We start from the raw sequence: 15,215 nt of genomic DNA, 5'->3' as shown, positions 1-15,215 counted from the left end.
ATTCATCCATGCACCCGCCGCGTGGCTGCGGGCTTATGCTGCACGGTGCCTGGCCGTGCGGGCGAGTGCTTCGATCTGCAACGCCGCCGCTTCACGGGCACTCTCGCCGTCCGGGATCAGCGCGCGATAGCGATCGCAATGGGCACGTATTTCCTGGCTGTTCAGGACGTTGTCCAGTGCCGTGGCCAACGATTCGGCGGAGGCGGGCGGGAACACCCGCACACCGCAGCCCAACCGTTCCATTCGTGCGGCGTTGTCGAATTGGTCATGGGCAAATGGCGTGGCGATCTGCGGCACACCAGCCGCCATCGCCAGGGCGGTGGTCCCGACGCCTCCGTGGTGCACCAGCGCCGAACTCCGGGGCAGGATGCGACTCATCGGCACATAGCGGCGCACCAGGATCCGGCCTTCGGTGGACACCGTCGGGTCGACGGGTTGGCTGGTCAGGAACACACCACGCCGATTGATCAACTTCAAGGCCTGGACGGCAGCCGTGAAATACTGCTCGCTGTTGACCATGGTCGAGCCGGGGGTAAACACCACCGGCGAGGTTTCGTTCAGGAAGTCGTCCAGTTCGGTATCGATCGGTTGGAAGCCCGACTCATCGAACAGCGGGAAGCCGGTCAGCACGGTCTGGGCGGGCCAGTCATGCTGTACGGGGGCGAACCACTCCGGAAACAATCCCAGCACCCGATCCGGGGACGAAATCCATTGGCTGATAATGCGTTTGATGGGCGGCAATCCCAGTTCGCGGCGGAAGCTGTTGAGCTCTGGCGCCATGACCCGATCGAGGAAAGCGCGTTCTATGACCCCCAGCAGCAGCCGTTTCACCGGATAGGGCACGAACGCCGGCAGGTTCGTTCCCGGTGGATGGGTGGAGGGCGCGGCGGCGGACCAGAAACCGAACGGCGAGACCTGTGCGGTGACCAGTGGGATACCGGTTTTTTCCTGTAGCAGCCGGGCAGAAAATGCCCACAGGGACCCCAGCAGGACGGTCTGATCATCACACGCCTGTTCCAGCAGCCGGTATTGTTCGTGCAGGGTACTGGCGATGGTTTTCCATAGCGTTGGAAGGGATGTCCGTGGATGCCATAGCGCGGGATCGGCCATGACTTCGTCATACTCTTCGCGGGTGCCCAGGGGCAGGAATTCGAAGCCACAACGCTCTATCAACGGGGCGAACGCGGCACTGGCGCAAAACGTTATCCGGTGCCCCCTGGCTGCGAGCGTGCGACCGATGCCAACGAAAGGATGAACATCGCCGGCTGAGCCGACAGCCGTAATGATCACATGCATAAGGTTCCCTCCAGAGTGATCGTGCGGTGAGTGATGAACCGGCTATCGCCCGTGGACTCCATCCACTAAAACGATTCAGCTTCCAGGGAGGTATTAAGCCGTGCCGGGTGGGAAAAGTCTGTGGCGGAAAACAGGGACACCTGGCCCGCCCTCTATCTGGGGCTTTATCGCGAGCAGGCCCGCTCCCACAGTTTTCCTGGAGTTCATGATGATTGTGTTCGCCACTGATCCTTGTGGGAGCGAGCCTGCTCGCGATGACGTCCGGACAGTCGCTTCTGCGCCGACTGCCTTTCCACGACCGCGAGCAAGCTTCGCTTCCACCCAGAGACAGTGGGTTCATGACGCCATGGCGGTTCTCAGCTCCTGGTTGATCGCCTCGCCCAGCCGGGCGACATGGGGGGCCTTGACCACGGTATTGTGCGTTCCGGGAAGGGCCGTCACGCTCACCCGATCCTGGAGCAGTGCGCGCCAGCCCAGAGTCGGGTCGCTGCGCTGCTGTTCGCTGGCCGTGAACAGCGACACCTTGAGTGGGCTCGGTGGGCTGACATAGGCGCCGATGGCTTGTCGTGTGGCATAGGCCACCGCCAGGTGCGTGCGCAGCAGGCCCGCGTCGATGTCATGAGGCAGTTCCTCCGGCAGCAGGCGATGGGCCGTGCACAGCGCCAGCATTGCCTCGATGGCGGAGTCCCGGGCCATCTCCGTCAGTTGCCGGGATAGGTCCGGATCGATCTGCTCGGGGAGCCAGGCCATCAGAAACTGCGCCTCGCTCACCGCCGGGGTCGATACCGGATCAGGGCGTGCCGAAGCATCGATGATGCCGAGGAACTCCAAGGCTTCACCACTGGCCTGGAGCTGACGGGCCATTTCATAGGCGATCAGGCCACCGGCCGACCAACCGGCGATCCGGTACGGTCCTTGCGGCTGTACCTGGCGGATGGCCGACAGGTAACGCGTCGCCATGGCCGCGACGTCCGACAGCGGCGCCTCGCCGGCCACCAGGCCGCTGGCGGCCAGACCGTAGACGGGCGTCTGGGGATCCAGCGCCGTTGCCAGGTCCCGGGCGTATTGCACTTCGCCGCCCAGGGGGTGAACGAGGAACAGCGGCCGCTGGGAACCGGTACGACGGATCGGTACCAGGTTGCCGTGGGCGCCCGGTCGGGTTTGACCGTCGAGGGTCCTGGCAAAACCGGCGATGGTAGGCTCGACGAACAGGTCGCGCACGGCAATGGGTTTACCCAGCACTTTGCGCAGCCGCGAGGCCATCTGGACGGCCATCAACGAAATCCCGCCAAGACTGAAGAAATCGTCGTGTCGGCTGATTCGCTCCCGTTTGAACAAGTCTTGCCAAAGTGCAGCGATGGCGAGTTCGGTATCGCCCTGCGGCGCTTCGTACGGCAAGGCCTCGACCGTGTCCGCGGTATCGACCGGTTGCGTCACGGCGTTGGCCGAGCGCACCAGCGGCGGGGTGTTTTCCAACAACTGTCCGACAGACTGTTGTGGGTCGGCCACCAGGTTTTCCAGGACCGTGGCGAACAGTCGGGCAATGTTTTGCACGGTCACCGTGTCAAAGAGGTCGTTGGCGTATTGCAGGCTGCCGCTGATGCGCTCGCCGTTGTCGACCAGCGATAGCGACAGATCGAACTGCGTGGTGTTGTGGGGGCTTTCCAGGGTCTGTACCTCCAGCCCCGGTAATTGCAGCGGTGAGGGTGGCGTATTGTCCAGGCTCAACATCACTTGGAACAACGGGCTATGGCTCATGCTGCGGGTCGGCTGCAAGGCGCTGACCACCTGCTCGAAGGGCAAGTCCTGATGGTTGTATGCCGCCAGGGTCAGATGCTTGATCCGCTCCAGCAGCGTTTCGATGCGGCTGTCGCGACCGGTGTCGACCCGCAACGCCAGGGTGTTGGCGAAGAAACCGATCAAGGCCTCCAGCTCCGGACGTTGACGGTTGGCCACTGGCGTACCGACCACTACATCGTGCTGTCCGCTCAGGTGGCTCATCAACACCGACCAGCCGGCCAACAGCACCATGAACAACGTGGTGCCCTGGGCCTGGCTGAATGCGCGCAGGTCGGCGCTCAGGGACGGGGTGAAGACACAATCGACGATCCCGCCGGCATAGCTTTGTATCGCCGGGCGCGGGCGATCCAGCGGCAGGTTCAGCAGGGCCGGGGCGCCCTCCAGATGCTGACGCCAGAAGTCGATCTGGGCTTGCAGCGCCGGGCCTTCCAGGGACTTGCGCTGCCAGGCGGCGTAGTCCACATATTGCAGCGCCAACGGTGGCAGCGGGTCTTTCTCGCCTTGGGCGAAGGCGCTGTAGAGCACGCTGACTTCACGGGCGAGTACGCTGTTGGACCAGCCATCGGAGACGATGTGGTGCAACGTCATGAACAACACATGCTCTTCGTCCGCCAACTGCACCAGATGACCGCGCATCAGCGGACCCCGGCTCAAATCGAACAGCTGCGTTGCGTTGGCCTGGCCGAGGCGTTCCAGCGTGGCGCTGCGTTCGTCGGCGAACATCTGGCGCAGGTCCTGGTGTTCCAGCGGGAAGCGGTAGTCGGCCGGGGCGATTTTCTGCACCGGTTCGCCGTCCACAAGCTCGAAGCGGGTACGCAGGGTTTCATGGCGCGCCACCAGGCGATCGAGGGTTGCCTGCAGGGCGGTCTTGTCCAGCGGCCCCTTCAGGCGCAAGGCCAATGGCAAGTGGTAGGCGGCGCCGGCCGCGTGGTCCAGGTGGTCGAGGAACCACAACCGTTGCTGGGAGAAGGACAAGGGCAGTCGTCCCGAGCGATTGGCCAGGGGAATCGATGCCGCCTCGGTGGGCGACGCGGCTTGGACCAGCGCGGCGAGGCCGCGCACGGTCGGTGCGTCGAACAGCTCGCGCAGGGTGACCCGCGCGCCGAGCTTGCGTCGCAGCCGCGAGAGCAGCTGTACAGCCAGCAGCGAGTGCCCGCCCAGTTCGAGGAAACCGTCATGACGGCCGACTTGGTCCAGGTGCAACAAGCCTTTCCAGATTTCGGCAATGGCGACCTCGGTGTCGCCCTGCGGCGCCTCGTAGGCCTTGCTGGCGAGCGCATCCTGGCCCGGTTCCGGTAATGCGCGGCGGTCGAGCTTGCCATTGGCGGTCAGGGGCAGGCGGTCCAGGTGAACGAAGGCGCTGGGTACCATGTACTCGGGCAATCCGTTCAACAAGGCACTGCGCAGTTGCTCGGCCGGGACCGGCTCGCCGCAGACATAGGCCACCAGGCGTTTGTTCTCCGAATCGCCCTGGCTGTCTTCGCGGGCGATGACCACGGCTTCCCGGATCCCCGGACAGGCCAGCAGGGCGCTTTCGATCTCACCCAATTCGATACGGAAGCCACGGATCTTCACCTGGAAGTCATTGCGGCCCAGGTACTCCAGCGTGCCGTCGGCCAGCCAGCGACCCAGGTCGCCGGTCTTGTACAGGCGTGCATTCGGGTCACTGCTGAACGGGTCGGCAATGAAACGTTCGGCGCTCAGTTCCGGTCGGTTCAGGTAACCCCGGGCCACGCCGACACCGCCGATGTGGATTTCCCCGGCCACGCCCAGCGGCGCCGGTTCACCCCGCGCATCCAGCACATGAACCTGCACGTTGGCAAACGGCCGGCCGATGCTTGGGCGCTCGCCAAGGTCGCGGATCAGGTCGATGGTCGCGTCCACCGTGCATTCGGTGGGGCCGTACATGTTGTAGAAACGGATGGTCTGGCAGTTGCGCAGCTTCTCCCAGGTCGCGGCATTGATCGCTTCGCCACCGAGCAGCACGCTGACCGGCTGGTAGCGCTGGCGCTCCAGCAGGCCGGCGGCGAGCAGGGTGTCGAGCTGCGACGGGGTGGAGTCGAAGGCATGGACCTGGTGCTGTTCGAGGAAGTCCAACAATTCTTGGCCGCTGGCGCGGATCAGTTGCGGGATGATCACCAGGCGATGGCCGGAGAACAGCTGGGCGATGCCCTTGATCGACATGTCGAAGAAGAAGCCGGCATTGAGGGCCACGGTGGCCGGGGTCGGGCAATGCCGGTGGGTAGTACGGGTCATCACCTGCCAGAAGTTGAACACCGAACGGTGCTCGACCATCACGCCCTTGGACTGGCCGGTGGAGCCGGAGGTGTAGATCACGTAGGCCAGGTGTTCCGGCGTCAGCCCAGGTACCTGCGGGTTGGCGTCGAACGCGGCATCGTCCGCCGCCTGCAAGGAGGCGTCGGTGTCGAGCAGCAACAGCGGCAGATCGCCGGCTGGCAGGGACAGCGCTGATTGGGTCAGCAATGCCTGCGGCTGGCTGTCCTGGAGCATGAAGGCCATGCGGTCGGTGGGGTGGGCCGGGTCGATGGGTACGTAGGCCGCGCCGGCCTTGAGCACGCCGAGCAGGCCGACGATCATCTCCAGACTGCGCTCGACGCAAAGGGCGATGCGTTGGTCGGGCTGCACGCCCAGGTCGAGCAACTGGCGGGCCAGGTGGTTGGCGCGACGATTGAGCTGGCGATAGCTCAACTGACGGTCTTCGCAAACCAGGGCGACGGCGTCGGGGTTGAGCTGCACCTGGGTTTCGAACAGGGCATGGATCGGCTGGGCCGGTCCGAAATCCGTGGCGGTGCGGTTGAAGTCCTTGAGCAGCAATTGCCGTTCGGCGTCGGGCAGCACTTCCAGGCTGCTGGCGAGGCGTTCCGGCGCCTGCTCCAGGGCCTCCACCAGGGCAGCCACGGCCTGGTCGAGGTAGGCGGCAATGCGTTGTGGGTCGATGCCGGTAATGGACTGGGCGGTCAGGGAAAACCCGTTGCCCACGTTCGCCACGGCAATTTCGATCGGGTAGTTGGTCCGGGTTTCCGACGCGATGAAGTGCATGCCTTCATGCTCGCCCATGTCCTCGACGTTTTCCCCGGATGCATTCACCAGGTCGCCATGCCGGCAGTTGAGGATCACCGTGAACAGCGGCAGCGAGGCGTCCACCGCGCTGCAACGCTGAGCCAGGGCCAGGGAGGCCTGTTCGTGGGTCAGCAGTTCACTGAGTTGCTGGTAGGCATCCTGGACAATGTCGCGAATGGTGTTCTGCTGCAAGCGAATGCGCATCGGCAGGGTATTGATGAACATCCCCAGGGCGTGGTCGGCACCGGCGGTGCCTTGGGAACGGCCCGACAGCACCGTACCGAAAATTCCGTCGTCGCGGCCACTGGTCGCGGCCACCACCAGGCCCCAGGCGGCATGGAACAGCACCGACGTCGGTACCCCTTGCTGGCGCGCGGTACGATGCACCCGGGCACTGAGTTCGTCGCCCAGGTGTTGGACCGCACGCTTGATCCCGGCGCCGTTGCCCCGTACGTCCAGCACACCGTAGGGCGCGGTGGTGGAGTCGACGTCGGCCAGCAGGCGGCGGAAGTAGGCCTCATGCTCCGCCTGGGACACGCTGGCGGCCTGGGCAATGAAATTACGGTAAGGCTGGGACGGCGGCAGGCTGTCGGCCTGGCCGGCCAGGACCGCCTGGATCTCCAGCATGATCAGGCGCAGGGTCACGTTATCGCTGACCAGGTGATGGTCGAGCAGTGCCAGCAACCACTGTTCCCGAGGCGCGTCATGGATGATGTAGGCCGCGATCAGCGGTGCCCGTTGCAGATCGAGTCGCAGGTGATGGGTGTCCGTATGGTCACGCAAGATCTGCAAGGCATCTTCGCCAGGCAAGCACTCCAGGGTCACCACGGGTAATTGCGCCTGGCGATGGACCACCTGCACCGGCTGCGGCAGCCCCTGCCAGCGCAGGGCCGTGCGCAGGATATCGTGGCGATCGATCACCACCTGCACGGCGGCCAGGAAGTCATCGAGCAACTGGCGACGCTTGAAGGTCACCACGGTGCGCATCAGGTAGGCGTCGCCTTCGGACTGCAAGAGGTGGTGGAACAGGATGCCTTCCTGCAACGACGACAGCGGGTAGATGTCCTGTACATTGCTGGCGCCACCTGGGACATCGGCGACGATCTGCTCGATTTCCTGCTGGCTGAGGGTCACCAGCGGCAGCATCTGCGGCTCGATGGCCGTGCAGTCTGCGGGAATCAGGTTCGCCGGGACGACCCGCTGGGCGCTATCGCCGCCGGCGAGCACGGCGGCCATGGCCTTGAGTGTCGGGGCGGAGAATACCGTGCGCACGTCCAGTTGCAGGCCGGCCTGGCGCAGGCGCTCGATCAGACTGATGACCAGGAACGAGTGGCCGCCCAGTTCGAAGAAATGGTCCTGGCGACCGACCCGTTCAACCCCCAGCAACTCCTGCCAGGCATTCGCCAGTGTCATCTCGACGGCTCCCAGCGGGGCCTCGTAGTGGTGGCTTGCGGTGGCGGACGCATCAGGCGCCGGCAAGGCGTTGCGATCCAGTTTGCCGTTGGTGGTCAGCGGCCAGGCGGCCAGGGTCACGAAGGCGCTGGGCAGCATATGCTCGGCCAGCACGCTCGCCAATTGGCTGCGCAGGGCCGACGACTCGGGGATGACGCCTTCATGGGCAATCAGGTACGCCACCAGGCGCTTGTCGCCCGGCGAGTCTTCGCGGACGATCACCAGCGCCTCGCGGACTTCGGCACAGGCCAGCAATTGGGCTTCGATTTCCCCCAGCTCGATGCGGAAACCGCGGATCTTGATCTGCGAGTCGTTACGACCCACGTACACCACGCCACCGTCGGCGCGATAACGGGCAATATCGCCGGTGCGATACAGGCGCGCGCCCGGCTCGACGGCGAACGGATCCTGGATGAACCGCTCGGTATTGAGCTCGTCGCGATTGAGGTAATGCCGGGCCACACCGGCGCCGCCGATGTAGATCTCGCCATTGACGCCTACCGGCACCGGTTGCCCGTGGTCATCGAGAATACGCAGGCACAAGTCCGGCAGTGGCGGTCCGATCAGGCTTGGCGCGCCGGTATCGATTTCCTGTTGGCTGACCGGGTAATACGTGGCGTGCACGGTGATCTCAGTGATCCCGTACATGTTGACCAGGCGGGTCCGGGACAGCGGCGTGCGGGCCGTCCAGGGGCGCAGGCTGCGGAAATCCAGGGCTTCGCCACCGAAAATCACCTCCCGCAGGCCGTGCTCCCGGTCGCTGCGCTCACGGGCCTCGATGAGCTGGCGGAAGGCGCTCGGCGTCTGATTCAGCACGGTGACCTGCTGCTGGCAGACCAACGCATAGAAGTCATCCGGCGAACGGGCGATGTCGCTGGGCACCACCACCAACTTGCCGCCGTAGGTCAGCGCGCCCCAGATCTCCCAGACCGAGAAATCGAACGCAAAGGAATGGAACAGCGTCCACACGTCGTCGCTGCCGAAGCTGAACAGCTCGGCGGTGGCGTCGAACAGCCGGGCGACGTTGCCATGCTCTACCAACACGCCTTTGGGCAGCCCGGTGGAACCCGAGGTGTAGATGACGTAGGCCAGGTGCCGGGAGGTCAGGCCAAGGGCGTCGGCTTGCGGATCCAGGTCCAGGGCATCGTCGAGGTCATCGGCCGCGGTGTAGTCCTCCAGGCTCACCACCGGGACTTGGTGTTCGGGCAGGGCGTCGAGGCAGGCGGGCTGGGCCAGCAGGGCCACCGGGGCACTATCGTCCAGCAAGTAGCCGAGGCGTTCGGCAGGGTAGGCCGGGTCCAGCGGTACGTAGGCCGCGCCCGCCTTGAGCACCGCCAACACGGCGCAGACCATTTCCACGCCGCGACGGGCCAGGATTGCCACCCGGTCATCGGGTCTTACGCCTTCGGCGATCAGCGTCCGGGCGATGCGGTTGGCCCGACGGTTGAGGGCCTGGTAGCTCAGCTCCGTTTCGTCGAAGACCAGGGCCGTGCGCTGGGGGTGGGCCGCGGCGATTTGTTCGAAGCGCTGATGAACCAGGCGTTCGGGCTTGAATACCGCCTTGGGTGCCAGTGCCGCCGGCGACGCCAGACACTGCGCAGGAGTGAGCAAGGGCAAGCTCAGCACCGATTGTTCGGCATCCGCCACCATGGCTTGCAGCAGCGTCAGGAAATGCTGGGCGAAGCGCTCCACGGTGGCGCGATCGAAGAGGTCGCTGGCGTATTCGATCACCCCGGCCAGCGTGCCGCCGTCGTTGCCCAGTGTCAGCATCAGGTCGAATTGCGAGGTTTCATGAGCCTGGGCCACTGGTGCCAGGGTCAGGCCGGGCAGGCTCAACTCGCCGCCGCCAGGGGTGTTGTCCAGGGACAGGGCCACCTGGCAGAGCGGGTTATGGCTCAGGGAACGGGGCGGCTGCACGGCTTCGATGACTTGCTCGAACGGAATGTCCTGATGTTCGTGAGCAGCCAGGGTGGTCTGCCGGACCTGTTCCAGCAGTTGGACTACGCTCGGGTCCTGCGTCAGGTCGACCCGCAGGGCCAGGGTGTTGACGAAGAAGCCGATCAGGTTCTCTGTCTCGGTGCGGCTGCGGTTGGCCGTCGGCACGCCGATGACCACGTCGCGCTCGTTGCCCAGACGGGCCATGAGCACCGACCAGGCGCTGAGCAGCGCCATGAACAGGGTGACATTGTGGGCCTGGCAGAAGCGCTCCAGGCGTTCGCGCAACGCTGCAGGGATCTCCACCGGAACGTCGCCACCCCGGTAGCTTTGCGTCGCCGGACGTGGACGGTCGGTTGGCAAGGACAATAGCGCCGGCGCCCCCTTGAGGTGCTCACGCCAGAAGTCGGCCTGGCGGTCGAGACGCTCGCCCTTGAGGGCCTGGTGCTGCCAGGCCGCGTAATCGGCGTATTGGATCGGCAGCGCCGGCAGGGGATCGGGCTGCTGCTGGCTGAACGCCCGATAAAGGGCGGCCAGTTCCCTGACCAGGACGCCGACCGACCAGCCGTCGGAGATGATGTGGTGCTGGGTGATCAGCAGGATGTGTTCGTCATCGGACAGGCGCAGCAGGCGGCCGCGAATCAGTGGGCCCCGGCTGAGGTCGAACGGGGCCAGGGCCTCGCTGTTGCCGATGCGCGACGCGCTGAGGCTGGCCTGCTCGTAGGGCAGCGACCGCAAATCCTGTTCGGCCAGTACGAAGCCGCAGTCTGCCGGGGCAATGATCTGCACAGGCTGTTCGCCACGGCGCTCGAAGGTGGTGCGCAGGCTTTCGTGCCGCGCCACCAGGCGATCCAGCGCCGCCTTGAGAGCGACACGGTCGAGGTCGCCCCGCAGCAGCAATGCCGCCGGCATGTGATAAGCGCTGCCCGCGCCGGTGTCGAGCTGGTCGAGGAACCACAGCCGTTGCTGGGCGAAAGACAGCGCCAGCGGTTTGTTACGGTCGGCCAGACCGATGATGTCGGTCTCGGCGACATGCAGGTTGCCCACGACCCGCGCCAGTTCCTCCACGGTGGGATGGCTGAACAGCTCGCGCAGCATCAGGTCACCGCCCAACTGCTGACGCACCCGGGAAACCAATTGCGCCGCCAGCAGCGAATGCCCGCCCAGCTCGAAGAAACTGTCGCGGCGGCCGACGCGCTCAAGACCCAACAACTCCTGGTAGATCTGTGCCAGGGCGATTTCGGTGGCGCCTTCGGGAGCGACATAGCCGCGCTCGGACATGGCATCCAGGTCCGGTGCGGGCAGGGCATCCTGATCCAGTTTGCCGTTGGCCGTCAGCGGATACGCGTGAAGGCTGACGAAGGCCATCGGGATCATGTAGTCGGGCAGGGTGGCGCCCAATTGTTTGCGCAGGGCCGCCACTTCCAGGACGACGCCCGGGCGAGGAATGAGGTAGGCAATCAGGCGCTTGCCCTGGCTGGCGTCATCGCGGGTCAGCACCCGCGCTTCACGCACACCTTCGCACGCCAGCAGTTTGGCTTCGATCTCACCCAGCTCGATGCGGAAGCCGCGGATCTTCACTTGGGCGTCCATACGGCCCAGGTGCACGATCTCGCCGTTGTCCAGCAATTTGCCCAGGTCGCCGGAGCGATACAAGCGCTCGCCGGGACGGAACGGGTCGGCAATGAAGCGTTCGGCGGTCAGTGCCGGACGGTTCAGGTAGCCACGGCCGACCCCCAGCCCGCCGACGCAAATCTCCCCGGCCACACCCACCGGCAGCAGGCGCTGGCGAGCATCGAGCACATAGGCCACGGTGGTGGGAATCGGCCGGCCGACGTTGGAAATGCCGGCGGCGATGTCCGCTGCGTCGATGGCCTTGTAGGTGACGTGGACACAGGTTTCGGTGATGCCGTACATGTTCACCAGCACCACATGGCCGAAGGCGCGATGGAAGGCGTCGAGCTTGCCCAGCTCCAGGCTTTCGCCACCGAAGATCACGTACCGCAGCCGTTCCAGGCGCACATCCGGTGTCGCCAGGGCGGCGGCGCTGAGCTGATGGAACGCCGATGGGGTCTGGTTCAGCACCGTCACCTGTTCGCGTTCAAAGAAACCCAGCAAGGCTGTCGGATCACGGCGCAGAGCGTCGGGAACCAGGGTCAGGCGTGCACCGAAGAGCAGCGCACCGAAGATCTCCCAGACCGAGAAGTCGAAGGCGTTAGAGTGGAACAGCGACCAGACGTCGTCGGCACCGAACTGGAAATCCGGCCGGCTGTTGTGCAGCAGTCGCACCACGTTGCGGTGTTCGAGCAGCGCACCCTTGGGTTCACCGGTGGAACCGGAGGTGTAGATCACATAGCAGAGGTGGTCCGGGGCGTTGACGTTGGGTGGGTTGACGATGCTGGCGTCAACGTTGCCGAGGGTCGGATCGAAGACCTCGATATCCAGTGCCTGCAACGCCGGGGCCATGCCCGGGCGCGCGATGGCCTTGCGTGCGCCGCAGTCGCGCAGCACATAGGCGATGCGCTCCTGGGGCGAGGCCGGGTCGATGGGCACATAGGCGCCGCCGGCCTTGAGCACCGCCAGGGTGGCGACGATCATCTGCATCGAGCGCTCGAGAGTGATGGCCACCAGTTCCTGAGGACGCACCCCTGCGGCGCGCAAACGGTGCGCGAGGCGGTTGGCCTGTTCGTTGAGCTGGCGATAGCTCAGTTGCTCCTGGCCGAGGTTGACGGCAATGCGGTCAGGCGCCTGGCGGGCCTGCTCCTCGAATATCTGTTGCAACGTCAGGGTGTCGGGCCAGGCCGCTTCGCTGTCGTTGAAATCGATGATCTGCCGCTGGCGCTCGGTCGCGTCCAGCAGTTGGACGTCATCGACGCGCTGGTGAGCATCTTCGACAAAGGCTTGCAGCAGGCGCACGTAATGACGCATCAGTTGCTGGATGAAGCCGGCATCGAAGAATTCGGCGTTGTAGACCAGGTGCCCGGACCAATGCTGTTCACCGGCCGACACCAGCAGGTGCAGGTCATTCTTGCCGTAACCCAGGTTGGTTTCCAGCGTGTTGATCGCCAGCCCGGCGACCGGAGGCTGGGTGTCGCTGCTGCGCTGGAAGTTGAACAGCACATCGAACAGCGCGGTGCGGCTCATGTCCTTGGCTGGATTGAGAGCCAGCACCAACTGGTCGAACTGCATATGGCGATGGCGCAGGCCCTGGGTCAGGTTGTCGGCGGTCTGTTCCCAGAGCTGTTGCAGGGTGGTGTCGCCAGCGCAGAAGCCGCGCATGACCAGCAGGTTGTCCAGCGGACCGACGACGTCATCCAAGGCCGGTTCACGGCAGGCCGCCGTGGTGCCGATCACCAGTTCGTCGTGCCCGGCGTAACGGCGCAGCAGGGCGGTGAAGGCACTCAGGGCGAGACTGTCGGCGCTCACGCCGACGTCCCGGGCCAGGGCTTCGAGACGGCGTGCCAGCGCCGGTTCGATCCTGAAGTCGTGAGTCGCTTCGGCGAACACATGCACGGCCATCCGTGGACGGTTGAGGGGCAGCTCCAAGGCTTGCAGTTTGCCGCGTAACTGATAGGTCCAATAGGCCCGCAGGTTTTCCAGCACTGCGGCAGGCAGTTGGCGTTGCCAGGCGGCGAAATCGGCGTAGCCCAGCGGCAACGCCGGCAACTCGGCACTGCGTTCGGCGCAGGCGGCTTCGTAGAGGGCCAGCAGGTCACGCTTGAGCAACTGCATCGAGGTACGGTCGGCCAGCAAGTGATGCACCGCAATCGCCAGGGCGGCGTGGCGCTCATCGGCTCGCACCAGTGTGGCGCGTACCAGCGCGTCCATGGTCAAGGGCCGCCGTGTCTCGGCCAGGGCTCGGGTTGCCGGCTCGCTCGACGTATCCTGGATCACTTCCAGAGCCAGGCGAGCCTGGGTGTCGAAACGTTGCCAGGCCGTGGCGCCGTCATCGCTCGACACCCGACAGCGCAGGATCTCATGACGGGCCAGTAGGCCGTCGAGAGCGGTCTGCAAGGCCGATTGATTGAGCTCGCCTGTCAGCTCCAGCAGCAACGGAATGTTGTGGTAGACCGGGTTGGCGTCGTATAGGTAACCGGTTTCGAAGGTGTCGACGAACCAGAGCCGTTCCTGGTGGTAGGACAGTGGCATGGGCTGCGGCACAGGCTTCAATGCGGTGACGGGCGGCAAGGCCAGCGCCGGGTCCAGTTCCAATGCGCCGATGCGGGTGTCCGGTGCTTCGGTGAAGCAGCGCAGCAGGCGTTCGAAACGCGCCGCCAGGCGTTCGACGGTGGAGGCATCGAACAGCGCGGTGGAATACGACAGGCTGCACGACAGGCCAGGGCCGCCTTCGTCGATGTGCAGGGATAGATCGTGTTGGGTGTTGTCCTTGCGCGACGGCAGGAACTCCAGGTCCAGGCCCGGCAGGTGCAACTGGCCGCCGGCTCCCCCGGCGTTGGTGTAGAGCATGGTCTGGAACACCGGGCTGTAGCTGGCGCTGCGCGGCGGCTTGAGGGCCTCGACCACCAGTTCGAACGGCGTGTCCTGGCGGCTGGAGGCATCCAGCATCAATTGCTTGACCTGTTGCAGCACCTGGTCGAGGGTCGGGTTGGCGTCCAGGCGAATGCGCAGGGCCAGGGTGTTGACGAAGAAGCCGATCAGCGACTGCACATCCTGGCGGTCACGGTTGGCGGCGACGGTGCCGATCACCAGATCCTGCTGGCCGCTCACACGCGCCAGCAAGATCGCCCAGGCAGCCATCAGGGTCATGAACGGGGTCGCGGCGCGGGATTGGGCGAACCGGACGATAGCGCTGGACAGTGATGCAGACAGGTCGAATGCCAGGGTTTCGCCCCGGTAGCTCTGGACCGCCGGGCGCGGCCGATCGGTCGGCAGCGACAGCAGGGCCGGGGCGCCTGCCAGTTGGGCACGCCAGAATTCCACCTGTTGTTCGAGCCGCTCGCCTTCCAGATGGCGACGTTGCCAGGCGGCGTAATCGGCATATTGCAGGTCAAGCGGTGGCAGCGGATCGTCCTGCCCATTGCTGAAGGCTTCATAGAGCGCGGCGAATTCCTTGACCAGCAGGCCGATGGACCAGCCGTCAGAGATGATGTGGTGCTGGGTGATCAGCAACCGGTGCTCATCGTCGGCCAGGCGCAACAGGCTGCCGCGGATCAGGGGGCCATGCAGCAGGTCGAATGGCCGTGCCGCCTCGCTGTCGGCCAGGCGCTGTGCTTCATGCCCGGCCTGTTCCACGGGCAGGTGGCGCAGGTCATGTTCTTCCAGGTGGAAGCCGCAATCGGCCGCGGCTATGACTTGCACCGGGTGCTCACCCTCGCGACGGAAGGTGGTGCGCAGGCTTTCATGCCGCGCCACGAGACGGTCGAGGGCCGCCTTGAGCGCGCTCCGGTCGAGGGTGCCGCGCAGTACCAGGGAGGCGGGTATGTGATAGGCGGCGCTGGCCGTCGGGTCCAGTTGATCGAGAAACCAGAGCCGTTGCTGGGCGAAGGACAGCGCCAGCGGACCCTCGCGGTCCGTGGGGGCGATGTCGTCCTGGGGCGTTTCGATGACCCGTGTGGCGCCGCGTTGCTTGAGCAGACGCAGGAGCGCGGCACGTTTCAACTGGTCGAGACTATCGTTATGTTCGTTCAATT

The 15,215-nt window shown here is 65.2% G+C and carries 2 protein-coding genes; both read right to left on the bottom strand.

Annotation, left to right across the window (positions count from 1 at the left end):
* Positions 1–33 precede the first annotated feature (33 nt).
* A complete protein-coding gene (locus AD666_RS22310) occupies positions 34–1,296 on the bottom strand; it encodes a glycosyltransferase (protein WP_053156913.1) in 1,263 nt (420 codons plus the stop codon).
* A gap of 336 nt (positions 1,297–1,632) precedes the next feature.
* Entirely contained in the window at positions 1,633–15,213 is a 13,581-nt protein-coding gene (locus AD666_RS22305) for a non-ribosomal peptide synthetase (protein ID WP_053156910.1), read from the bottom strand.
* Positions 15,214–15,215: the final 2 nt, after the last annotated feature.

The organism is Pseudomonas sp. Pf153 (assembly GCF_001269775.1).
GTDB classification, from domain to species: domain Bacteria; phylum Pseudomonadota; class Gammaproteobacteria; order Pseudomonadales; family Pseudomonadaceae; genus Aquipseudomonas; species Aquipseudomonas uvaldensis.
This window is presented reverse-complemented; position numbering and strand designations above follow the sequence as displayed.

What these genes read in the sequence shown, in the direction of transcription:
- AD666_RS22310 (WP_053156913.1), bottom strand. Translation starts at nt 1,296, where the DNA reads ATGCATGTGATCATTACGGCTGTCGGCTCAGCCGGCGATGTTCATCCT.